The organism is Aquabacterium sp. CECT 9606 (genome assembly GCF_918741295.1).
In the GTDB taxonomy this organism is placed as follows: Bacteria; Pseudomonadota; Gammaproteobacteria; order Burkholderiales; family Burkholderiaceae_C; genus Aquabacterium.
In genome coordinates this window covers 824655-846352 of sequence record NZ_CAKKNB010000003.1, presented here as the reverse complement: position 1 = coordinate 846352, position 21698 = coordinate 824655, and the positions used below count along the sequence as shown (strand labels likewise).

19 protein-coding genes are annotated in these 21698 nt (G+C 62.2%); 9 read left to right on the top strand and 10 right to left on the bottom strand.

Annotated elements, in window-relative coordinates:
* The 5 genes from lpxB to LQ232_RS16555 all read left to right on the top strand — a co-directional run bounded on the left by lpxB (position 1) and on the right by LQ232_RS16555 (position 5967).
* On the top strand, positions 1-1158 hold the full coding sequence (lpxB, locus tag LQ232_RS16575) for a lipid-A-disaccharide synthase (RefSeq protein ID WP_230181472.1): 1158 nt from the start codon (positions 1-3) through the stop codon (positions 1156-1158).
* Complete coding sequence (gene rnhB / locus LQ232_RS16570; protein WP_371820270.1) at positions 1151-1795, top strand: ribonuclease HII; 645 nt, start codon at positions 1151-1153, stop codon at positions 1793-1795. The genes lpxB and rnhB overlap by 8 nt, the downstream gene beginning before the upstream one ends.
* Positions 1789-2640: a TrmH family RNA methyltransferase gene (locus tag LQ232_RS16565; RefSeq protein ID WP_371820269.1), complete on the top strand. Its 852-nt coding sequence runs from the start codon at positions 1789-1791 to the stop codon at positions 2638-2640. Before rnhB ends, LQ232_RS16565 begins: the two co-directional genes overlap by 7 nt.
* An 81-nt stretch (positions 2641-2721) precedes the next feature.
* Positions 2722-3417 carry a Bax inhibitor-1/YccA family protein gene (locus LQ232_RS16560; protein WP_230181470.1) on the top strand — a complete coding sequence of 232 codons (696 nt, stop codon included), beginning with the start codon at positions 2722-2724 and terminating at the stop codon, positions 3415-3417.
* 102 nt (positions 3418-3519) lie between these two features.
* Entirely contained in the window at positions 3520-5967 is a 2448-nt protein-coding gene (locus tag LQ232_RS16555; RefSeq protein ID WP_230181469.1) for an AsmA family protein, read from the top strand.
* Positions 5968-5974: 7 nt separating this feature from the next.
* On the opposite strand, the gene dnaB is transcribed toward LQ232_RS16555, so the two are convergent.
* The 10 genes from dnaB to LQ232_RS16505 form a co-directional block, all read right to left on the bottom strand.
* Positions 5975-7408, bottom strand: coding sequence for a replicative DNA helicase (gene dnaB / locus LQ232_RS16550; RefSeq protein WP_230181468.1), 1434 nt, complete (start codon positions 7406-7408; stop codon positions 5975-5977).
* A 90-nt stretch (positions 7409-7498) separates the two neighbouring features.
* Complete coding sequence (locus tag LQ232_RS16545; RefSeq protein WP_230181467.1) at positions 7499-8491, bottom strand: LLM class flavin-dependent oxidoreductase; 993 nt, start codon at positions 8489-8491, stop codon at positions 7499-7501.
* 32 nt (positions 8492-8523) lie between these two features.
* A complete protein-coding gene (locus LQ232_RS16540) occupies positions 8524-9195 on the bottom strand; it encodes a glutathione S-transferase (protein WP_230181466.1) in 672 nt (223 codons plus the stop codon).
* A complete protein-coding gene (locus LQ232_RS16535) occupies positions 9196-11220 on the bottom strand; it encodes an ATP-binding protein (protein ID WP_230181465.1) in 2025 nt (674 codons plus the stop codon).
* A complete protein-coding gene (locus LQ232_RS16530) occupies positions 11217-11723 on the bottom strand; it encodes a YfiR family protein (protein ID WP_230181464.1) in 507 nt (168 codons plus the stop codon). Before LQ232_RS16530 ends, LQ232_RS16535 begins: the two co-directional genes overlap by 4 nt.
* Before the next feature lie 89 nt (positions 11724-11812).
* Positions 11813-13753 (bottom strand): TonB-dependent siderophore receptor, encoded by a 1941-nt coding sequence (locus LQ232_RS16525; RefSeq protein ID WP_230181463.1) that lies wholly within the window; start codon positions 13751-13753, stop codon positions 11813-11815.
* A 180-nt stretch (positions 13754-13933) separates the two neighbouring features.
* Positions 13934-14488: an elongation factor P gene (gene efp / locus LQ232_RS16520; RefSeq protein WP_230181462.1), complete on the bottom strand. Its 555-nt coding sequence runs from the start codon at positions 14486-14488 to the stop codon at positions 13934-13936.
* 43 nt (positions 14489-14531) lie between these two features.
* The gene (earP, locus tag LQ232_RS16515; protein ID WP_230181461.1) at positions 14532-15635 is read right to left on the bottom strand and encodes an elongation factor P maturation arginine rhamnosyltransferase EarP; all 1104 of its coding nucleotides are present in this window, start codon (positions 15633-15635) and stop codon (positions 14532-14534) included.
* 7 nt (positions 15636-15642) lie between these two features.
* Positions 15643-16314, bottom strand: a complete 672-nt coding sequence (locus LQ232_RS16510) for an alpha/beta hydrolase (RefSeq protein ID WP_230181460.1) — start codon at positions 16312-16314, stop codon at positions 15643-15645.
* A gap of 48 nt (positions 16315-16362) precedes the next feature.
* Positions 16363-17778 carry a carotenoid oxygenase family protein gene (locus LQ232_RS16505; protein ID WP_230181459.1) on the bottom strand — a complete coding sequence of 472 codons (1416 nt, stop codon included), beginning with the start codon at positions 17776-17778 and terminating at the stop codon, positions 16363-16365.
* 96 nt (positions 17779-17874) lie between these two features.
* Here LQ232_RS16505 and LQ232_RS16500 point away from each other — a divergent pair, with 96 nt between their 5' ends.
* Genes LQ232_RS16500 through pgsA form a run of 4 tightly spaced genes read left to right on the top strand, consistent with a single transcriptional unit; the run spans position 17875 to position 21571 of the window.
* A complete protein-coding gene (locus LQ232_RS16500) occupies positions 17875-18486 on the top strand; it encodes a TetR/AcrR family transcriptional regulator (RefSeq protein ID WP_230181458.1) in 612 nt (203 codons plus the stop codon).
* Between the two features lie 18 nt (positions 18487-18504).
* Positions 18505-20442, top strand: coding sequence for an excinuclease ABC subunit UvrC (gene uvrC / locus LQ232_RS16495; protein WP_230181457.1), 1938 nt, complete (start codon positions 18505-18507; stop codon positions 20440-20442).
* A 4-nt stretch (positions 20443-20446) separates the two neighbouring features.
* Positions 20447-20977, top strand: coding sequence for a hypothetical protein (locus LQ232_RS16490; RefSeq protein WP_230181456.1), 531 nt, complete (start codon positions 20447-20449; stop codon positions 20975-20977).
* A gap of 27 nt (positions 20978-21004) precedes the next feature.
* On the top strand, positions 21005-21571 hold the full coding sequence (gene pgsA / locus LQ232_RS16485; protein ID WP_230181455.1) for a CDP-diacylglycerol--glycerol-3-phosphate 3-phosphatidyltransferase: 567 nt from the start codon (positions 21005-21007) through the stop codon (positions 21569-21571).
* Positions 21572-21698 lie beyond the last annotated feature (127 nt).

Below are 21698 nucleotides of genomic sequence, written 5' to 3'. Positions count from 1 at the left end.
ATGAGTGCATCGGCGCCCAAGGTGGCCATGGTGGCGGGCGAGGTCTCGGGCGACTTGCTGGCCGGCTTGCTGATGGGCGGGCTCAAGGCGCGCTGGCCTGAGCTGAGTGCCATGGGCATCGGTGGCCCCCGCATGGTGGCTCAGGGCTTCGAGGCCTGGTGGCCTTGCGAAAAACTGGCGGTGTTCGGATTTGTTGATGCGCTGCGCCATTACCGCGAGCTGTCCGGCATCCGTCATCAATTGGGCGATCGCCTGTTGGAGCAGCGCCCGGACGTGTTCATCGGTGTCGATGCGCCCGACTTCAATTTTGGGCTGGAAGCTCGCTTGAAGGCCCAGGGCATCAAGACGGTTCATTTCGTCAGCCCTTCAATCTGGGCTTGGCGCGGCAAGCGCATCAACAAGATTGCCAGGTCCACCGACCACATGTTGTGCATGTTCCCGTTCGAGCCCGAGTTGTACGAGGCCAAGAACATCCCGGCCACTTACGTGGGCCATCCCTTGGCCGATGCGATACCCATGGAGCCGCCATGCGAGGCCAGCCGCCAGAGCCTGGGTTTGCCTCTCGATGCACCCGTGCTGGCCGTGCTGCCCGGCAGCCGCCGTTCCGAGATCCAGCACATTGCGCCTGCGTTTTTGCAGGCCGTGACCGAGTTGAGCCATCAGCGGCCCGACATGCGTTTCGTGATGCCGGTGGTGCCCAGCTTGCGGGAGATGGTGCTGCCTTTGGTGGCCCAGTACGCGCCCCATGCCAACATCCAGTTGCTGGAAGGCCGATCGCACGAGGCCCTGGCGGCCTGCGATGTGACCTTGATTGCCAGCGGCACCGCCACCCTGGAAGCCGCGCTGTTCAAACGCCCCATGGTCATCGCCTACCGTGTCAGTGGCCTGAGCTGGCAACTCATGAAGCGTCTGGGTTACTTACCCTGGGTGGGTTTGCCCAATATCTTGTTGAAGGACTTTGTGGTGCCCGAGCGCCTGCAAGACGCGGCGACTCCGCAGCAATTGGCCTCCGACGTGCTGGACTGGCTGGACCATCCGGCCAAGGTTCTGGAGGTGCGCCAGCGCTTCATTGAGCTCCACCATACCTTGCGGCGGGACACCGCCCGGTGCGCCAGCGACGCCATCGCGCAAATTCTGGAGGAAGGTCGCCGTGGCTAAATCCAGGCAGCCCACTGAGCCGCAACAATTGGGCCTGCAGTGGCAGGTTCCGGCGCTGATGGCGGGCGTGGACGAGGCGGGGCGTGGCCCCTTGGCCGGCCCTGTCGTGGCGGCCGCGGTCATCCTGGACGATCAGAATCCGATCAAAGGCCTGGCCGATTCCAAAAAGCTCACGGCGCGTCAGCGAGAGCGCTTGTTTGACGAGATCCGGGCCAAGGCGTTGTGCTGCTGCATTGCGCAGGCCAGCGTCGAAGAGATCGACCAGCTCAACATCCTGCACGCCACCATGCTGGCCATGAAACGGGCGGTGGAAGGCTTGCGCCTCAAGCCCGGACTGGTGCTGGTGGATGGCAACCGCATCCCGGTGCTCAAGGTGCCGGCCGAGGCCATCGTCAAGGGCGACGACAAGGTGCAGGCCATTTCGGCGGCATCCATCCTGGCCAAGGTGCACCGAGACCGCCTGTGTCTGGAGCTGCACGAGGCCTATCCGCATTACGGCTTTGACCAGCACAAGGGCTATCCCACGGCCGAGCACCTGGCCGCCTTGCGTGAGCATGGCGCCATTGTGGCGCATCGCCGCAGCTTCGCCCCGGTCAGGGCGGCACTTGATTTGGCCGCCGGTCTAGAGCCATGGTGATGCCCCCCAACGCGCAGCTCGTCACGTCGCGCGACAACCCCTTGGTGCAGCGTTTGCGCAGGCTGGCGCAGGATCCCGCCGCCTACCGCAAGCTGGGCGAGGTTTGGCTGGAGGGCGATCACCTGTGCTCGGCCTACCTCGCCCGGGGCAAGAAGGCGGCGGTGGCCGTGGTGGCCGACACCGCCTGGCTGGGCGAACATGGCGTGGGCAATGGGGGCGACCCCGTGGTCTACAAGCTGACCGCGCTGGCGCGCCAAGCCGACAAAGTCGTGGTGCTGCCTGAAGCGATCTGGAAGATTTTCACCGGGCTGGAGTCGCCCGCCCGCTTGGGTTTCCTGGTGCAGATGCCGCTGCTGCGCGATGGTGAAGGCCAAACCTCATCAGGCGTGCGTGCGGGCGTGCCCACCGTGGTGCTTGACCGGGTGCAGGATGCCGGCAATGTGGGCAGTGTCTTGCGCAGCGCCTCGGCCTTGGGCGTGGCCCAGGTGATCGCCATGAAGGGCACGGCCGCCTTGTGGTCCCCCAAGGTTTTGAGGGCCGGCATGGGCGCCCACTTCGCTTTGCACCTGGTGGAGCAGGCATTGCCCGAGCACTTGGCCGCTCTGCAGGTGCCGATGGTGGCCACCAGCTCCCACGCAGACCATGAACTGCCCCGCGCGCCCTTGCCCGAGCCTTGTGCCTGGGTGTTGGGGCATGAAGGGCAGGGCGTCGGCGCCGAGGTGATGGCCATGTGCAGCCAGACGGTGTCGATTCCCCAGCCAGGCGGTGAGGAATCCCTCAATGTGGCCGCTGCCGCCGCCATCTGCCTGTACGAATCCTTGCGACGCCGCTCCGCCGGCATTTGACCTTGATCACGGTTGGGTTATCCGGGCTGGACCGATTCGCCAGCGGGGATCTAGAATCAAGCCATGATTTCTGGAGGACGCATGGACCAATCACTCAAACCCCTGGACGTGGCCTACAGCGGTGCCTTCGACGCCGAGCGGCAGCGCGTGCTGCGCAACACCTACGCCTTGCTGGCCCTGTCGATGATCCCCACGGTGCTGGGCGCCTGGCTGGGTGTGGCCACGAGTTTCAGCCTGTTTGCGGGCAACCCCATGATCGGCTTTGTCGCGTTCATGGCCATTGCCTTTGGCTTCTTTTATGGCATCGAAAAATTCAAGCACTCGGGCGTGGGCGTTTTGCTGCTGCTGGGATTCACGTTTTTCATGGGCTTGATGCTGTCGCGCCTGATTGGCGCGGTGCTAGGCTTTTCCAATGGTGTACAGCTGATCTCGCTGGCCTTTGGGGGCACGGGCCTGGTGTTCGTGGGCATGGCCACCCTGGCCAGCACCATGAAGCGCGACATCTCCAACATGGGCAAATGGCTGTTCATGGGCGTGATCGTGCTGTTGCTGGCGGGTGTGGCCAACATCTGGCTGCAGTTGCCTGCGCTGATGCTGACCGTGGCCGTGTTGTCGGTGGTGATCTTCTCCGCCTTCATGCTGTACGACCTCAAACGCATCATCGATGGCGGCGAGACCAACTACGTCTCGGCCACCCTGGCGATCTACCTGGACGTGTACAACGTGTTCCAGTCGCTGCTCAGCATCCTTGGCTTCGTGGGCGGCGACAACGACTGATCCCCTGGTGCGCACTCACCGCGCCTTGAACAAGCGCTCCATTCGACAAGGCCCTGCGGGGCCTTTGTCGTTGATTGAACTTACTCGAATGAAGAACCGACCATGAAGCTTTGGATGCGTCGTCTGGCCCTGGCATTGGGCGTGTTGGTCTTGGTCTTGGGGGGCGTGGCGGTCTACTTGCTGGCCACCTTCGACCCCAATCGCTACCAAGGCCTGTTGACCAACTGGGTGCAGACGCACAAGCAGCGCACGCTGGTGATCGGGGCGCCGATGGCCTTGAAGGTCTTTCCCAAACTGCGGCTCAAGCTGGCCAAAGTCAGTTTGAGCGAACACCAGCGACCCGACGAATTTTTGGCGGTGGACGAAGTGGAGTTGTCGGTCAATGTGATGCCTTTGCTCAGGCGGCAACTGGTGATCGACCAGGTGGTGGCCCGCGGCGTGCGGCTGAGCTATTGGCGCGATGCCCAAGGCCGCGCCAACATCGACGACTTGCTGAAGAAGGATGATGAGCCGCCGCCGCCCGGTGCGCCCTCCGATCCCCTGCAGTTTGATGTGGCGGGTGTCCAGTTGGAGAAGGCGCTGGCCAAGGTGCAGGATGCCAAAACCGGAATGACCGGTGCCTTGACCGTGAACAGCCTGAGCAGCGGCCGCCTGGCCGACGGGGTGCCTTCTGACATCAAGTTGGATGTCGCGTTTGATTTGAGCAGGCCGCAGGCGGCCAAGGGCGCTTTGACGGGCGCTTTCCGCATCACACCCCGGCTGGCCACCGGTTCAGCCGATGTCGATCAGATCAAGCTGGCCCTGCAGGGTGACTTGCCGGGTGTGCGTGCCTTGCAAGCGGGGTTGGAAGGTGCCGTGGCGTGGGATGGTGAGCATGCCTCGCTGAAGGCCCGTTCGCTGGTGGCAGAGGTGTCGGGGCAGGTGGGTGGGCAGCCAGGCAAGCCAGCCTTGGTGCTGGACAAGAGCCGTGTCAGCGTTGATGCCTTTGCCTACGATCCTGCCCAGCAATTGATGGCCGTGAGCAAGCTGGCCGTGGCCTTGACAGGCCAGCAGAGCGGCCATGCCATGAGTTTCAAGCTGGACTGGCCCGAGCTGGACGTCAAGGGTGACCAGCTCAAAGGCAGCCCGCTGCAAGGGCAGTTCAAACTGGCCGGGCCCATGGCGGTGGAGGCTCAGTTCGCCAGCCAATCGCCCACGGGCGGTTTCTCGGCGATCAGGGTGCCGGGCCTGAAAACCGATTTCAAGGTGAGCATGGCCGGGCAGGGCGGCCAACGCGAAGTGACCGGACAACTCTCCGCCAATGTGTCGGCGCAACCGGCACAGGCGGCCGGTGCCTTGGAGGCCTTGCGCCTGCAGGCCCGCGTCCAGGAGCCGTCCCTGCAGCCCTTGGTGATTCAAATGGATGGCCGGGCGGCCTTGGCACCTGGCGGTGCCGCGCAATGGGCCTTGAAGGGCCTGGTCAATGACAACCCCTTTTCGTCGGACGGCACTGCCAAGCTGGGGGCCGGCGTGCCGCAGGTGCAGGCCAATGCCCGTTTCACAGCATTGGACTTGAACCGGCTCTTGCCCGTGCCAGCCGGTGGGGCGGCTTCAGCCCCGGCTGCATCGGCCGGGGCCACGGCCGATGCGCCGGTGGACCTGGGCGCTTTGAAGTCCGTCGATGGGCAGTTCAAGTTCAGTGCGGGCACCCTGGTGTACCGGCAATACAAGCTGGCCGATGCCGAGTTGAACGCTACCCTGGACAAGGGGCACCTGAACCTGTCCCGATTGTCGGCCAAAGCCTGGGGTGGCCGCGTGGTCGCCAGTGGCTCGGCGGATGCCTCGCCTCAACGCATGGCCCTTCAAGCGCAGGCGGACGGCATCAACGTGCTGGCCATGCTCAAAGACGTGGCGCAGAAGGATGTGTTGGAAGGCACTGGCCAGGTCAAGCTTGATGTGAGAACGGCGGGCAACAAGGTGTCGCAGCTGACGGCGGGGCTCAATGGCACGGCGGCCATGCAACTGCAGGACGGTGCCGTGCGCGGCATCAACCTGGCCAAATCACTGCGTGAATTCAAGGCGCAGTTGTCCGGGCAAAGCGACGCGGTCCAGAAAGCATCGCAATCCGAGAAAACGGATTTCACCGAGATGACAGGCACCTTCAAGATCACAAATGGCGTGGCCCACAACGATGACCTGTCGGCCAAAAGCCCGTTTCTGCGCGTGGGTGGCCGTGGTGACATCAACCTGGTGGCGCGCCAGTTGGACTACACGGTCAGCGCCACGGTCACGGGCACGATCAAGGGGCAGGGTGGCGCCGACGCTTTGAAGGGGGTGACGGTGCCAGTCAAGCTGAGGGGGCCGTTCGATGCGCCCGATTGGCAGATCGCCTGGTCGCAGGTTGCCGTCGGGGCCTTGCAGAACACCGTCAAGTCCAGGTTGGAAGACGAGCTCAAGGCCAGGTTGGGGCTGGGTGGCGCGGCTGCGGCCTCAGGGGCGAGCGCACCTGCCAAGCCAGCCGGGTCACTTGAGAAGCAGCTGAAGGATCAGCTCAAGGGCTTGTTCCGTTGAAGGCGGATCAGTACTCGCTGCTGTTGCTGTAGCTGCCCGGCGCCAGATTTTCGAAGCGGGTGTTGGATTTGACGAAGGCCAGCTTGACGGTGCCCACGGGCCCGTTACGCTGCTTGCCGATGATGATCTCGGCGACGCCCGGCTCTTTGGATTCCTTGTTGTAGTACTCGTCGCGGTAAATGAACATGATGACGTCGGCATCTTGCTCAATGGCGCCGGATTCGCGCAAGTCGGACATCATGGGGCGCTTGTCAGGGCGGGTTTCAACGCTTCGGTTCAGCTGCGACAAGGCAATCACCGGGCATTGCAGTTCCTTGGCCAGGGCCTTCAAGCCCCGCGAGATTTCACCGATCACGGTGGCGCGGTTTTCTTCGTTGCCGCCCGAGCCGCTCATCAGTTGCAGGTAGTCGACGATGATCAGGCCAAGGGTGCCGCCGAACTGGCGTGCCAGCCGGCGCGCACGTGAGCGCAATTCGCTGGGGCTCAAGGCGGCGGTCTCGTCGATGAACACATTGGCAGATTTGAGCTTGTCGACGGTTTCGCTCAGGCGGCCCCATTCGTCGTCACTCAAGCGGCCGGTGCGCAGGTTTTGCTGGTTGATGCGGCCGATCGAGCCCACCATCCGCAATGCCAGTTGCGAGGCGCCCATTTCCATGGAGAACACGGCCACGGGCAAGCCTTCATTGACCGCGACGTTCTCACCGATGTTCAGGGCAAAGGCCGTTTTACCCATGGAGGGCCGCGCCGCCAGGACGATCAGATCGCCCTTTTGCAGGCCAGCGGTCATGCTGTCCATTTCGAAGTAACCGGTGCGCACGCCGGTCACGTCTTCGGCGCCGTTGTCGGCCAGTTCTTGCACGCGGTCCAGCAGGCTGACCACCAGGTTGTCCATCGAGTGGAAGCCCTGCTTGTTGCGGTTGCCTTCTTCGCCAATCTTCAAGATCTTGGATTCGGCTTCGTCAAGGATGGCCGACACGGCCTTGCCCTGCGGGCTGAAGGCCGCACTGGCGATCTCGTCGCTGGCGGTGACCAGCTTGCGCAGCACGGCGCGCTCTCGCACGATCTCAGCGTAGCGGCGCATGTTCGCGGCGCTGGGCACGCTTTGCGCCAGAGCGTTGAGGTAGGCGATGCCGCCGATGTCGGTGGACTTGCCCAGTGTCTGCAAATTCTCGTACACCGTGATCACGTCGGCTGGTTTCGACGCGTTGATCATCTGGTGGATGGCCTTGAAGATCAGCTGATGTTCATGGCGGTAGAAGTCGTCTTCGGACAGCAGGTCGGCCGCGCGGTCCCAGGCGCTGTTGTCCAGCAGCAAGCCCCCCAGCACGCTTTGCTCGGCCTCGATGGAGTGGGGCGGCACCCGCAGGCGGGAGACTTCGTCGGAGCTCAGCGAAGCAGAGACGCCCGAGGCGGAAAACGGAATGGGGAATACAGCAGACATGGGGGGAGATGATACGGGTGGCGCCGTCATCTGCCTGTGGACAAGTCTGGGGACAGCCAGGGGAAATGCTGGGGATTTGCGTGGATAAGTTCAAACGGCCTTCACGCCCCGGACCTCGGCCACGATTTCGTACGACCGCAGCCGGGCGGTGTGGTCGTACATCTGTGAGGTGATCATCAATTCGTCGGCGCCCGTGCGCTCAATGAAGCTGTTGATCGCGGCGCGCACCGTGGCTGGCGAGCCAATGGCGCTACAAGAGAGGACCTGGTCCAGCATGGCTCGGGCAGTCGGGTCAAGCCGGTCCGCGTATCCGGCCATCGGGGGCTGCAAGCGCGATGGGTGGCCGCTGCGCAAGTTGACAAAAGCTTGCTGCATCGAGGTGGCCAGGAAAGCGCCTTCCTCGTCGGTGTCGGCGGCGAACACGTTGAAGCCCAGCATGACGTGCGGCTTGCTCAACTGGGCCGAGGGCTTGAAGTTGGCGCGGTACATGGCCACAGCCTGCAGCATCTGCGCTGGCGCGAAGTGCGATGCAAACGCATAAGGCAGCCCCAGCACCGCCGCCAGCTGCGCACCAAACAGGCTGGAGCCCAGGATCCACACAGGCACCGCGAGCCCCGTGCCCGGAACGGCGCGGACCGGTTGCTTGGGTGCCGAAGAAAAATAGTCCATCAGCTCCACCACGTCCTGCGGAAACTCGTCGGCGTCGGAGCCGAGGTTGCGGCGCAGGGCGCGGGCCGTGGCCTGGTCGGAGCCGGGTGCACGGCCCAGGCCCAGGTCAATGCGCCCCGGGTACAGCGAGGCCAGGGTACCAAACTGCTCGGCGATGATCAGCGGCGAATGGTTGGGCAACATGATGCCGCCAGCGCCGACCCGGATGGTGGACGTGGCGCCCGCCACGTGCCCGATCAACACGGCGGTGGCGGCGCTGGCGATGCCGGGCATGCCGTGGTGCTCGGCCAACCAAAAGCGTTGGTAGCCCCAGCGTTCACCGTGCTGGGCCAGGTCCACCGTGTTGCGGAACGACTGGGCAGCGTCGCCCCCTTCCACGATGGGAGACAGGTCAAGGATCGAAAAAGGAATCATGGTGCAGAGTCTGCCGCTTGAGGCGCTGGCGACTAGCACCGCCCGGCATAGACCCCAGGGCCGTCAATGAGATGGACGGGGGCATCGCCGGCTTGCCACGCCGGATATTTGGCCATCACCGATAGAAACAAGGGCGAGTCGATGAATCGGTTCAACCAAATCCGCAATGCGGGAAACGGCGCGCTGGCAAACCAGTCAGCGTCGACCTGGGCGAACTGGCGGATGAAGGGCGCGATGGCCATGTCGGCCAAACCGGGCTGGTCGCCCAGCAAGCAGGGCGAGTCGGTCAAGCGGCGGTTCAGATCCTGGATGCACAGCTCGATGGCCTGCTCCCGGTGGTCGATCGCGGTGTGCCCCGGGTGCCGTTCGGGGTATTTGTAGCGGTCCAGCAGCGCTTTGAAGGGTCCGTCATTGCGGGCGATCAATGCGTGGCTTGTGGGGGCGTCGCCTTGCTGCAGCCACCCGTCGGGATCGGATTGCTGCAGTGCCCAGCTCATGATGTCCAGACTCTCATCAATGACCTGGCCATCGGGCAGTTGCAGCACGGGCACTGTGCCTTTGGGGGAGATCGCCAGCATCGCCGGTGGCTTTGCGCGCAGCACCACTTCGCGAATTTCCAGTGGCACCCGGGCGCATGTCAAGGCAAGGCGCGCGCGGATGGCGTAAGGGCAGCGGCGGAAGGAATACAGGATGGGCAAAAGCATTCAGTGCTCTGATTTTTCGGCCACAGCGGCCTCCAATCCGGAATTGATGGCCTCCAGCAACTCCTTGATATTGATGGGCTTGGTGATGTACCTGAAAAATCCTGCGGCGAGCCCTTGGTGGATGGACCTCGGCATGGCGTTGGCCGTCAAGGCGATGACGGGAATGTGCCGGGTTTTGGGATCGTTGCGCAAGATGGCCTGTGCCGAGGCGCCGTCCAGGTTGGGCAGGTTGTTGTCCATCAGGATGACGTCGGGCAGGTGCACCCTCGCCAGTTCGACACCTAACCGCCCGTCGGGCGCTGACAATAGTCGGATATCTGGGCGAGTGCTCAAAATCTGCTCCACCAGTTTCAAGCTTTCAGGGTTGTCTTCCACATAGAGCACGGTGTAGGTTTGGTGCGGTTTGGGCGCGATTGCCGCTGGCGCCATGGCGGTGAGTACATCTCGAGGGCTGATCGCTGGCACCGGTTCAGTGGCCCTGAGCTCAATCCAGAAAATGCTCCCCATGCCCACGGTGCTGGTGACGCCGATCGAGCCGCCCATGGATTCAACCAGGTGTTTGGTGACCACCAGCCCAATGCCGGTGCCTTCTTGCGCGCCAGCTTCTTGCCCAAGCCGGTTGAAGGGCTGAAACAGCATCTTCAACTGTTCATCGCTCAAACCCATGCCTGTGTCTTGCACTGAGATGCGGATGCGGTCGTTGCCATTGGCTGTGCAGTCCAGCACCACGGCGCCCATGTCGCGGTTGTATTTGATGGCGTTGGACAGCAGGTTCAACAGCACCTGCTTCAAGCGCGTGCGGTCGGCCATGACACTCAAGTCGCAGGTTTTTGGAAACAGGGTGCGGATGCCACGCTGATCCCCCAGCGGCTCGATCATGGTGTGGCAATCCTGCAAAATTTCCTGCAATGACACCGGCTCCAGAGACAAGGACAAGTGGCCCGACTCGATCTGAGCCAAGTTAAGGATCTCGTTGATCAATTCAAGCAAATGCCGGCCTGCTCTGAGGATGTGCTCGGTGAAGGTCTTTTTCTGCTCGGCCGTGGGCGACATGGCGTCCGAGGTGAGCAACTGCCCGAAACCGATGATGGCGTTCAAAGGCGTGCGCAATTCATGGCTCATGCTGGACAGGAACTCGGACTTGGCCTGGTTGGCGCTTTCAGCGGCTTGCGTGGCCAGGGCCAGTTCTTGGTTCGAGGCTTCAAGCTGCCTGGTACGTTCTTGCACGCGCTGCTCCAGCTCCTGGTTCAGCCTCATGATTTCATGCTGAGCGTTGCGGCGTTCGTCCACTTCACGCACCTTTTCTCGGTTGGACGTCTCCATGGCCTGGGTCCGCCGTTCGATTTCAATCAGCATGTTGTTGAAGGAGTCGACCAGTTCGCCGACCTCGTCCTCGCTGGTCTTGTTCACCCTGCGTGAGTAATCGCGTTGATTGACCACCTCGCGCGCAGCCTTGCCAATCTCCAGAATGGGGTGAGTCACGATCTTTTGCAGCCACGTGGACACCAACAGCGCCACGAGCATGGACATGGCCATGACGATCACGGCGATCCCCGAGTAATTCACCACCCGGTCAAAGAGTTCGTAGTCTGCCTTGAGATAAACCGTGCCGATGACTTCGGTGTCATCCATGATGTTTTTGAAAATGACCAGGCTGGTCTTGCTCACCTCCACCTTGTCTCCCAAGGGGCGTTCTGGGAAGACAGGTTTCTCTCCGGTGGCAGTGTGGGTGGCAAACAGTGAGCCATCGGGTTTGTAGATGGCGGCAGCATGCACCTTGGGCTGATAGCGCAGGATGCTCAGGTTCTCGTGGGCCACCTTTTTGTCATCAAAAGTCAGCGCTGGCGCTGTGGTGCGCGCCAGCAATTCGGCCTGTGCCGTCATGTCATTGACCCAGGTGCTGTGATAGGCGCGAAGGTCATGAACGATCATGGCCCCCAAGGCCACGATCAGCGCTGCCAAGGTGGTCAGCAGCATCACAGCCAGCAGCTTTCGCTGCAACGAGCTTTTGAAGGCGCTCATCATGACGGTGCTCCGATCACTTTGCGCGCTACCGTCAGAAGCCGGGCGCTGAGCTTGATGTTGTTGACTTCGGCCGAGCGCAAGGCCACGTCAAAACGTACTTTTTCTCCATCGATGACAAAGTTGATCACGCCACCTGGCATCGATGTGGGATCGGTTTCGGTCACCACCAACAGGGGCAGCCCTCTGGCCGCTGTCAACGTGGCGGCCATTCGGGATGGGTCCGTTCGGGCGATGAAGAGGATGTGCAAGCCCTTGATGGGATCGCCGTGATTCAGCTTTTTCACGCTCACCGGTCGTCCATTGATGTTTCGACCCGACGACATCTGTGCGAGCTCATCCGCCACAGCATCAGAACCCATGACGCCAATGATCACCGGGCTGCTGGCTTGTGAAAAAGTCTGTTCAGGCCACTCGATGTAGGCGCCAAACTTGTACAGGAATGCGGCCTTGATCTGGTACTCGACGACCTCGGGCTGACTGGCCGTTGCATGGATTGCAAACACACAGAGCAGCAGCCGAACGGCCCAGCTGCGCAGCCTGCCACCTGCGCCTTTTCGCTGCTTCGGTGTGGATGGGGTGGAGGGCATGTTCATCAAAAGCGTGCCAACACCTTGAAGTAAACCCCCGGGCCCAAAGCACTGCGTGTTGGCGCAGAGTGAAACTCTGCATGAGGGGAGCCGAATAGATTCCTGCCAGCAACCGACACCTCCAGGTTGGGATTGGCTTTCCAGGCCACCCTCAAATCGATCACTGTGTAGGCGGGCACTGCGGGCTCCGGCAATGACGAAACATGTCGGACAGTGCCATCAAGTTCCCATTGTTCTGAGAGGTTGAACGTGGAGCGCAGATTCCAGCTCAATTCGGGATCGTTGCCTTCTGCGCTGATACCTCCGTTCAATCCAAAACTGTTGTCATGGAGCTGAAGGCGATTGTGCAGCGTGGTCACACCTGCGCTCAAGCGCCAGGTTTCTGTGGGTTGATAAGAGCCCCAGGCCTCGACGCCCGTGGTGTGGCCTTCCATCCGGTTGGCAAAAAACAGCGGAAACACGCCAGGGTCCGTCGCCTCCAAGGTGCGCAGGTGGTCATAGATGGTGTGGAATGCCGTGATGGACAGCGAAGTGGCTGGCGAAGGCTGGCCACGGTAGCCAAGTTCGAAAACTTTCGCCACCTCTGATCGGAACTCGGGCCCGCCTCCGATCACGTAAGGGGCTGTGGTGGGGTAGTAAAAGTCGCGGTCAATCCGGGAGGGCGCGCGCACGGTCCGCGACGCGGCCGTCCAAAGAAGGTGATTGGGGTGTAACTTCCAGGCCAGCCGAACGCTGGGCAACAACTCAGGGTGGGTGTAGCCGTTGGTTTCCCACCTGGCTCCCAGGGTCAGTTGCAAGTTGTCCAGCAGGCTGATCTTGTCTTGTGCAAACAGGCTGCCCCAGGTCTGGTCGGCCTTCGATGGCAAAAAGGCGATGAAGTCACTGCTGGTGACCTCGTCCGTGCCGTAACGGTACTCGGCACCCCAGATGAAGGTATGGGTGTCGGTGGCTGGCAGCGCATGTTCAAACTGCAGGTCGATCACGTCCAGCCGATCGTCGAACGTGCCTGGCACCGTACGCTCCGTGTGGTCGTAATACGCCTGTACCTTGAGCCGCGAACCTCCGTCCAATTGATGGTCCAGGCGAGAAAGCAGGTTGAAGCCTGAAATGCTGATGGTGTTGAGCGGGCGGAAGGTGCCCAGCGTGATGGTGCCGGGGGGCGCTTGTCCCTCGCGGCCTTCGTAGACATCACCCTGCACGGTCAGGCGGTTGTCTGTATGGGTCCAATCTGCCCTGAAGCCAGCTTGGGTTCTGTTCCAGGCGTCGTTGATGGGGAGGTCATCTTCCCGGCGAGAATGTCGGCCATCAAAGTACTTGCCGTACACCCGGAAATGGCCGTTTTCGCCCAAGGTGCTGCCATGGCGTACCCCGGTACTGGATTCGGTGCTGCCAACTCCAGCCACCAGCAGCGAGCCCTGGGTGTCTTTTGCAGCGCGCGTGATGATGTTGATGACGCCATTGACCGCGTTGACACCCCACAAGGTGCCCCCTGGGCCACTGATGATCTCAATGCGCTCAACGTCTTCCAGCATGACGTCTTGTGCGTCCCAGAACACGCCGGAAAACAATGGTGAGTAAACAGTGCGACCATCGATCAACACCAGCATCTTGTTGCCATCGGTGTTGTTGTGGCCGCGTGCCCCGATGGAATATTGGCTGGCGCTGCGTTGTCCGACGTGAAGATTTGGGGCCAACCGCAATACCTCGGGCAAACTGGCGGCCCCCGAGCGGCGAATGTCTTCCGAAGTGATGACAAACACAGAAGCCGGGGCGTCAGACAAGCGCTCGGGTCGCTTGGAGACTGAGGTGATCGGAAGATTGCTCAATTCTTCCAGCGTCAAGTCCGCCAGTTGAATGGCTTTAGCTGAGGTGATGGTGGATGCGGCGCAAAGCAAAGCCGTCGCGGAAAACCTTGCGCCTTGGCATGCCGAGTTCTTATTCACCATGTTGCCCTCGATGGTTTTGCTTTAAATGGACAACTCCTGCCAGTTTGAATTTACCCCCGAAACGGGTATTGACGTCGGCATTTGAGTTTTACCCATTCAAAATGAAGGCGAATCATGTGCACAAGCGCATAAAAAAAGGACACCAAAATGGTGTCCCTTTTATGAAGTGAAGCGAGCGGTTTAAACGCGCTTCTTGTACTCGTGCGTGCGGGTGTCGATTTCGATCTTGTCGCCCGAATCAACGAACAGGGGCACAGGGATCTCGAAGCCGGTTCCAACCACGCGGGCAGGCTTCATGACCTTGCCGGAGGTGTCGCCCTTGACGGCGGGTTCGGTTTCGATTTCGCGCACGATGGTGGTGGGCAACTCGACCGAGATGGCCTTGCCGTCGTAGAACACGACTTCAGCGGCCATGCCATCTTGCAGGTAGTTGATCGCGTCGCCCATGTTCTCGGCTTCGATCTCGAACTGGTTGTACTCGGCATCCATGAAGGCGTACATGGGGTCGGCGAAGTAGGAGTAGGTGCATTCCTTCTTGTCGAGGATGACCTGGTCCATCTTGTCGTCGGCCTTGAACACGGTTTCTTGACCGAAGCCGTTCAGCAGGCTCTTCATCTTGATGCGGACCGTGGCGGCGCCGCGGCCACCGCGGCTGTATTCGGTCCTGAGGACGACCATCGGGTCCTTGCCCTGCATGATCACGTTGCCAGCGCGGATTTCTTGTGCGGTTTTCATGGTGGATTCCCGAGGGGGTCGTGTTTGAGCAAAGCCTTGGATTTTAACGCCTATCTGAGACAAAACCGCAAAGCTGCGTCACGAGATCCGGAATTTCAGCCAATCTTTGGCGGGCGCTGCCTTGGCTCGCGGCCCATCGGGGGTCGTTCAGCAAGGAGGGCAGGGCAGCGAAATTGCCCGCTTCAGCGGGCCGCAGGCCGTTCCAGCTGAGCCACAAGCCACGCACCTCGTGGGCCAGGTCATCCGGCCAGCCGGCCATCCAGCGGTCCATGAAGGCATCGAGCTTGCCGGCGTGCACACCGTCGTCCTGCGGGTAGATGTGCCAGACATGAGGCTGGCCGGCCCACAGCGCACGCACGGCGGAGTCCTCGCCGCGCACAAAATTGAGGTCGCAGGCCCACAGCAGGTGGTCGAACTCGGCTTGGCTGATGGGCGGCAGCTCGTGCAGGCTCAGGGTGCTGACCGGCGGGTGCGCGGCCTGCCATTGCCGGGCCAAGTCCGTGGCAAAGCCCGGGGTGACCAGCACCTGGATGGCGGCACCACTGGCCGCCAGACCGTCCAGCAAGGCCCCCACGGGCGCAGGTTCATAACAAAACAGGGACAGCCACAGGGTATCGGGCGAGGGCGGCTTGATGCCCAATGACGCCGCCCATTGCGCCCGATGCTGTCGGTGGTTGGCCTGCCAGGCTTGGCGTGCTGCCATCAAACCGGTTTCGCGCAGTAGCCCACCTGTGGCCGCGGTGAAGCCAGGGTAGAAAAACCACTTGGACAAGCCCTTGCCCGGGCCGCTCATCACGGGCGAGCGCAGGCCGTGGCAGCGCTCCACCCAAGGTTCAGCACTCAGGTACTCCAGGTTGATCCAAACGGGTGGCACGGGGCGCTGCATGCGTGCCACGAAGGCATCGGGTGGGTTGCAGCCAAAGGCCTCGATGACGACGTCGCCGGGCTCCTGCACCTGGGCATCCCAATGAAGAACCTGGATATTGGCTGGGCGCAGTGGCTCAGGGGCCATCCATCGCAGGGCACTGGGGTCGTCCACCCACAAGCGGACGGCATGGCCACGCTCAGCCAGGTCGGCGCTCAATCGCCAACAAACGCCGATGTCGCCGAAGTTGTCAACGACGCGGCAAAACACATCCCACAGCATGGCGCGCTCAGGCAGGTTTGGTCAGCACGCGCAGCAACCAGCGGTTCAGGTCGGCGATTTCCGGGGCGCAAACAGAATGCGGCATGGCGTATTCGTGCCATTCGATCTGGTACCCCAGCGACTGCAGCAGATCGCGTGATGCGGTGGCGCGGGCGAAGGGCACGACCGGGTCGTGGGTGCCATGGGCCATGAATATGGGCACCTCGTGGTTGACGGTGTGGCGCTCGGTGGCGGTTTGCGCGGCCAGTGGCAGGTAGCCCGACAGGCCGACAATGCCGGCCAGGCGCTCTTCATGCCGCAAACCCGTCTGCAATGCCATGGCGCAGCCTTGCGAAAAGCCCATCACCACAATGCGCGAGGCGGGCACGCCGCGCGACTTTTCTCGGGCAATCAACGCCTCGACCGTGGCCTGTGATTCGCGCAGGCCTTGCTCGTCTTCGCGGCGCGTCAGTTCGGTGCCCATGATGTCGTACCAGGCCCGCATCACGTGGCCACCATTGATGGTGACCGGACGCGTTGGGGCGTGGGGAAACACGAAGCGCACAGGCCCCACGGCATCCAGGTTCAGCTCTTCAGCCACGGGCACGAAGTCATTGCCGTCCGCGCCCAGGCCGTGCAGCACGATGATGCTGGCCGTGGGCTGGTCGCCCGTTTCAATTTCGATCAATTCAAGCGACATGATGGGCGGTTCCCGAGGGTGACGAACGCGCCCATTTTAATGATCGGCTCAGTGGCTGTCAGGGATCCAGTTGCCGTGGAAGCCGGCGGGCACCCGCGCCGGCAAATGCACCACGGCCTGCGGTGGGCCGGTCAGGTCTTGCGCGTTGACGATGACCAGGTCGCTGCGCTGCGTGTTGGCGTCGTGCACGTAGGACATCAGCCAGCCGTCGTCCTCGGCGGTGCCGCCATGGCGTGGCACGAACACCGCCTCGCCGGTCGATCTTCCGGCGCCATGGTCGTGGGTCAAGGTGCTGCCTGTGTGCAGGTCGTGGCGGAACAGACCGCGCGCCTGCTCCGCGTTGCTGAAGCCCACCGTGTAGGCATACCGGTAAGGCCGGGTGTTCAGCGTTTCATTGCAGCGCGGGAACTCCTGGTTCTGCTCCGACACCACCGTGCGTTTCACCATCCCGCGGGCCGGGTCGATGTGCCAGCGCTCGAAAGTGATGCGTGTGCCATCGGCTTCCGGCCCGATGCGTGACCGGTCAAACATGCGGTCGTGCACCACCACATCCAGCATCACACCACCATCGTCCAGATCGTAGGCATTGCAAGTGTGGAAAACGTAGCAAGGATCGACCGGAACCCAGCGAACGTCCTTGGCCGTGCCATTTCTTGGCAACAGGCCCACGCGCGCCGGATGCCGGTCGTTCCAACCATAGGGCAGCCTTGCGCCCTGGAACACGTGCTTGACCGAGAACGTCACCGGCAAATCCAGGATGACGATCTGGCTGCGCGTGATGGCGCAATCGTGGATCATGGGGCCGTGCTTGACGGGCACTTCAACCACCTTGGTGACTTGGCATCGGGCATCGACCACCACATGGCTGACGCGGTTGGGCTTCAAGGCGTCATAGCAGATTGCATGGGCTTCGCCCGTTGCCGGGTCGACGCGGGGATGGGCCGTGAACGCGCGCAAAACCGTGCTGTCAAACAGCCCATGCTTGATGGTGTCCATTTCTCCATTGAGTTCGACGGGCAGGGCGCCTGCCTCGACCGACGCCCAGATGCGCCCGCCATGCCCAAAGACATTCGTATTGACCACGTCCACCACGCCACGCCTCGGCCCAGGCGCTTTGCCGCGGTTTTGCTTGCTTCGCACCGAATCGGTCCCGATCCAACGGTTGCGGTACCAGGCGGCCTGGCCGTTCTCCAGGCGCAAGCCGTGGACCATGCCGTCGCCCGTGAACCAATGGTAGGCGCCGGGGTTGGACACATGCATGGGATTGGGCCCGATGCGGGCGTACACGCCGTTCAACTCGCGAGGCAACTCGCCCGTGACGGCCAGCCTGGTCTCGGTGCGCTCTTGGGCGACTGGCGCGTAGATGCCTTCCAGGTACAGGTTGGAATCCGAATACGGCACGCGACTTTGCAATCGGGCGCTCAACCAGGCGACCGCGCGCTCTTTCAAAGAGAGTGAAGACATGGCGTTTTCCTTTGCCGATTGACTTGATGTGTGCGGTGTGAACACTGTGCAAGCTAATGTGTGCAATGTCAACATGAATTCGGTGAAAATCTGGCGATGGCTGATTCACCTCTCAATCCTTCCGGTTCTTACCACCATGGCAATCTGCGCTCAACCCTGGTTGAACAGGGCTTGGTGTTGCTCGAGAGCAGCCAGCAGGGCGAGCTCAGCCTGCGCGAGCTTGCCCGCCGAGTTGGTGTGTCGGCCAATGCGGCTTACCGGCACTTCGCCAACAAAGAGGCCCTGCTGGCCGCGCTGGCCGCCGAAGGGTTTCGCCGCCTCAATGCTGCACAGGTGGGCGCAGCCCTGGCAACGCCTGACCTGTTGAAGGGTTTTCGGGAGTCGGGCCGCGCCTACGTCAGGTTCGCCCAGGACAATCCTGCCTTGTTCCGATTGATGTTTGGCCGGCTAACATCGGGCAACCCCACGGAAGAGTTGTCCGAGGCCAGCCAGGCGTCGTTCCAGACCTTGCAGACGGCGGTGTCGGCCTTGACCGGCGTGCCGGTTGAGACGCAACAGACCACGGTCATCGCCATGGTCGCCTGGAGCCTGGTGCACGGCCTCAGCCACCTGATTCTGGATGGACAGCTGGACCACCACGGCGACAAGGCCGACGAATTGATCGATCAGATCATCAGCACGGTGCAGCCCCCGCCCCCCTTGAAGTGATCCGCGACAATGCCGCCCATGACTGAGCCAGAACCTTTACCCGAGCCCGCGCAGGTCGATCGCGCCAAGGTGTGGGCCCGTCTGTTGGTGGAAGTGTCCGCGCTGCCGGGCCTGCCCGGCGTTTACCGCTACTTCGATGCCAAGGGCGACGTGCTCTACGTGGGCAAGGCTCGTGACCTCAAGAAACGCGTCTCCAGCTACTTCCAGAAAACCCATGGTGGCACGCGCATCGGGCAGATGGTGTCGCGCATCGCGCGCATGGAAACCACCGTGGTCCGCAGCGAGGCCGAAGCCTTGCTGCTGGAAAACAACCTGATCAAAACGCTCAACCCGCGCTTCAACATCCTGTTCCGCGACGACAAGAGCTACCCCTATCTGAAGATCGCTTCGCATGAGTTTCCGCGCCTGGCCTATTACCGTGGCTCGGTCGATCGCAAGCACCGCTATTTCGGCCCTTACCCGAACGCCTGGGCGGTGAAAGAGTCCATCCAGTTGCTGCAGAAAGTGTTCTTGTTGCGCACCTGCGAAGACTCATTTTTCAAGCACCGCACGCGCCCATGCCTGCTCTACCAGATCAAGCGCTGCAGCGGCCCTTGCGTGGACCTCATCAGCGGCGATGACTACCAGCGCAGCGTCATGCAAGCCGAGCAGTTCTTGCTGGGCGAGCAGGAAACGGTCATGCAAAGCCTGCAAGCTCAGATGATGGATTACGCCGAGCGCATGGAGTACGAGCAGGCCGCCGAAATCCGCAACCAGATCGGCGCCTTGTCCAAGGTGCTGCACCAGCAGTCGGTGGATACCGCGGTCGACAAGGATGTGGATGTGCTGGCCGTGAAAGTGCAGGGCGGCCGCGCCTGCGTGAACCTGGCCATGGTGCGGGGCGGGCGCCACCTGGGCGATCGGGCTCATTTCCCGGTGCACGTGCAAGAGCAGGTGCTGGCCGAAGAAGAGATGGAGTCCACCTCCTCGAACCTGGCCCAGGCCACCGAGGTGCGGGTGCTCGAAGCCTTCCTGGCACAGCACTACCTGGGTGGCGTGGTGCCATCCATGCTGGTGCTCAGCCACCCGGTGGATCCGGCCCTCATCGCGGCGCTCGGTGAACAAAGCGAGCGCAAGGTCCAGGTGTTGATCCAGCCCCGCGAAGAGCGCCGGGCCTGGCTCGACATGGCCATCACCGGGGCCGATCTCGCCCTGGCCCGCCTGCTCAGCGAAGAGGGCTCGCAACAAGCCCGCACCCGCGCACTGGTCGAGGCCCTGGACCTGGCGCTGGACCCCGGTGACGGCGCCGGTGAAAGCAGCGACCCCCTGGCCAAACTGCGCATCGAGTGCTTTGACATCAGTCACACGGCGGGGGAGGCCACGCAGGCCTCGTGCGTGGTCTATGAACAGCACCGCATGCAGTCCTCGCAATACCGGCGCTACAACATCAAGGACATCACGGGGGGCGATGACTACGCCGCCATGAAGCAGGTGCTGGAGCGCCGCTATGGTTCGGCCAAACCTGAGCACATCCCCCACGTCGTGCTGATCGACGGTGGCAAAGGGCAGGTGTCCATGGCCCGTGAGGTGTTCGAGACCCTGGGTCTGGACCTGTCCATCATCGTGGGCGTTGAAAAAGGCGAGGGCCGCAAAGTGGGCCTGGAAGAACTGGTCTTTGCCGATGGCCGGCCCAAGCTGCAACTGGCGCCTACCTCGGCCGCGCTGATGCTGGTGGCGCAGATTCGCGACGAGGCGCACCGCTTTGCCATCACCGGAATGCGTGCCAAGCGTGCCAGTGTGCGCACTGGCGGCAGCCGCCTGGAAGACATCCCCGGCGTGGGGCCCAAGCGGCGTGCCAAACTACTGCAGCGGTTCGGCGGCGTTCGCGGCGTCACCTCGGCCAGCATGGAAGAGCTGGCCACCGTCGAAGGCATATCCCGAGAATTGGCCGAGGAGATTTACCGTGCCCTGCACTGACAGCATGAAAAGATTGATGTTCACAGGCTGCCTCATGGCCGTCATGGGCACCACCGCCTGGCTGGCCGGTTGCGCCTCCGAGAACCAGGGTACCGCCCAATCGCCTGGCACCACTTCAACCCCCGCCAAGTCCGCGCCAGAGCCGGCTGCATTCGGTGGCACAGTCAAACCCGGAGGGCGTGTGGCCCTGCCGGCACCCAGCAAATCCCGTAACTGGAAAGAAGTCCGCCTGCAAGCCGCGCGTCGCCTGGTGGCCGCCAATCCCGACATCACCTACATGGGCAAGCCGCCCGACTTGCTTCGGGCCATCCCCGTGCTGACCTTCGAACTCAACGCAGATGGCAGCATCCGCCGCGTGGAAGTCATGCGCTATCCCAGCCAGGACCGTGAAACCGTCAACATCGCGATCGATTCCATGCGCAGGGCGGCGCCCTTTGGCGACGTCTCCCACCTGCCCAAACCCTGGCGTTTCAACGAGACCTTTCTGTTCAACAACCAGCACAAGTTCAAACCCATGACTTTGGATCAACTTTGATCCCCGTCTTCACGGCACAATCGCGTCATGTTTTTAACTTTGCCCACCTTGCTCACCTGGGCGCGGATCGTTGCGATTCCGCTGATCGTGGGATGCTTTTACCTGCCCTTGCCCATGGCGCAGATCAATCTGCTGTCGTGTGTGCTGTTCATCGTTGTGGCTTTAACGGACTGGGCTGACGGCTGGCTGGCCCGCCGCTTGAACCAGACTTCGGCCTTCGGGGCTTTCCTGGATCCGGTGGCCGACAAGTTCCTGGTGTGCGCGTCCTTGTTGATCCTGCTTGAACTGGGGCGGGTCAACGCCTTGGTGGCGCTCATCATCATTGGCCGGGAGATCGCCATTTCGGCGCTGCGCGAATGGATGGCGCAGATTGGCGCCTCCCGCAGCGTGGCCGTCCACATGCTGGGCAAGTTCAAGACCGCAGCGCAGATGGCCGCGATCGTCTTGCTGCTGTTCGACGGCGAAATTTTCGGGCTGATCCACACGCGCGTCTGGGGCACCTGGCTGATCTACGTCGCCTGCGGCCTGACCATCTGGTCGATGGTGTACTACCTGCAGAAATCCCTGCCAGCCATCCGAGCCAAGGCGGGCTGACAAGCCGAAATCAGGGCTGCGTGTCAAGCGTGCATACACGCCCTCCAGGGCGATAGTGCCGGTGAGGATTGGGCATAGAATGATTTCTCTGTTTTATCCGCAGCAGGTATTTCGGTGCTGCACACAT

Excerpts from the sequence above, each read along its gene's own strand:
- LQ232_RS16545 (WP_230181467.1), bottom strand. The coding sequence starts at position 8,491 with ATGATTCCTTTTTCGATCCTTGACCTGTCTCCCATCGTGGAAGGGGGC.
- LQ232_RS16510 (WP_230181460.1), bottom strand. The coding sequence starts at position 16,314 with ATGTCGCTTGAATTGATCGAAATTGAAACGGGCGACCAGCCCACGGCC.
- efp (WP_230181462.1), bottom strand. The coding sequence starts at position 14,488 with ATGAAAACCGCACAAGAAATCCGCGCTGGCAACGTGATCATGCAGGGC.
- pgsA (WP_230181455.1), top strand. The coding sequence starts at position 21,005 with ATGTTTTTAACTTTGCCCACCTTGCTCACCTGGGCGCGGATCGTTGCG.
- LQ232_RS16535 (WP_230181465.1), bottom strand. The coding sequence starts at position 11,220 with ATGATGAGCGCCTTCAAAAGCTCGTTGCAGCGAAAGCTGCTGGCTGTG.
- uvrC (WP_230181457.1), top strand. The coding sequence starts at position 18,505 with ATGACTGAGCCAGAACCTTTACCCGAGCCCGCGCAGGTCGATCGCGCC.
- LQ232_RS16500 (WP_230181458.1), top strand. The coding sequence starts at position 17,875 with ATGGCTGATTCACCTCTCAATCCTTCCGGTTCTTACCACCATGGCAAT.
- LQ232_RS16560 (WP_230181470.1), top strand. The coding sequence starts at position 2,722 with ATGGACCAATCACTCAAACCCCTGGACGTGGCCTACAGCGGTGCCTTC.
- lpxB (WP_230181472.1), top strand. The coding sequence starts at position 1 with ATGAGTGCATCGGCGCCCAAGGTGGCCATGGTGGCGGGCGAGGTCTCG.
- LQ232_RS16525 (WP_230181463.1), bottom strand. The coding sequence starts at position 13,753 with ATGGTGAATAAGAACTCGGCATGCCAAGGCGCAAGGTTTTCCGCGACG.
- LQ232_RS16540 (WP_230181466.1), bottom strand. The coding sequence starts at position 9,195 with ATGCTTTTGCCCATCCTGTATTCCTTCCGCCGCTGCCCTTACGCCATC.
- LQ232_RS16505 (WP_230181459.1), bottom strand. The coding sequence starts at position 17,778 with ATGTCTTCACTCTCTTTGAAAGAGCGCGCGGTCGCCTGGTTGAGCGCC.
- LQ232_RS16555 (WP_230181469.1), top strand. The coding sequence starts at position 3,520 with ATGAAGCTTTGGATGCGTCGTCTGGCCCTGGCATTGGGCGTGTTGGTC.
- dnaB (WP_230181468.1), bottom strand. The coding sequence starts at position 7,408 with ATGTCTGCTGTATTCCCCATTCCGTTTTCCGCCTCGGGCGTCTCTGCT.
- LQ232_RS16490 (WP_230181456.1), top strand. The coding sequence starts at position 20,447 with ATGAAAAGATTGATGTTCACAGGCTGCCTCATGGCCGTCATGGGCACC.
- LQ232_RS16565 (WP_371820269.1), top strand. The coding sequence starts at position 1,789 with ATGGTGATGCCCCCCAACGCGCAGCTCGTCACGTCGCGCGACAACCCC.
- earP (WP_230181461.1), bottom strand. The coding sequence starts at position 15,635 with ATGCTGTGGGATGTGTTTTGCCGCGTCGTTGACAACTTCGGCGACATC.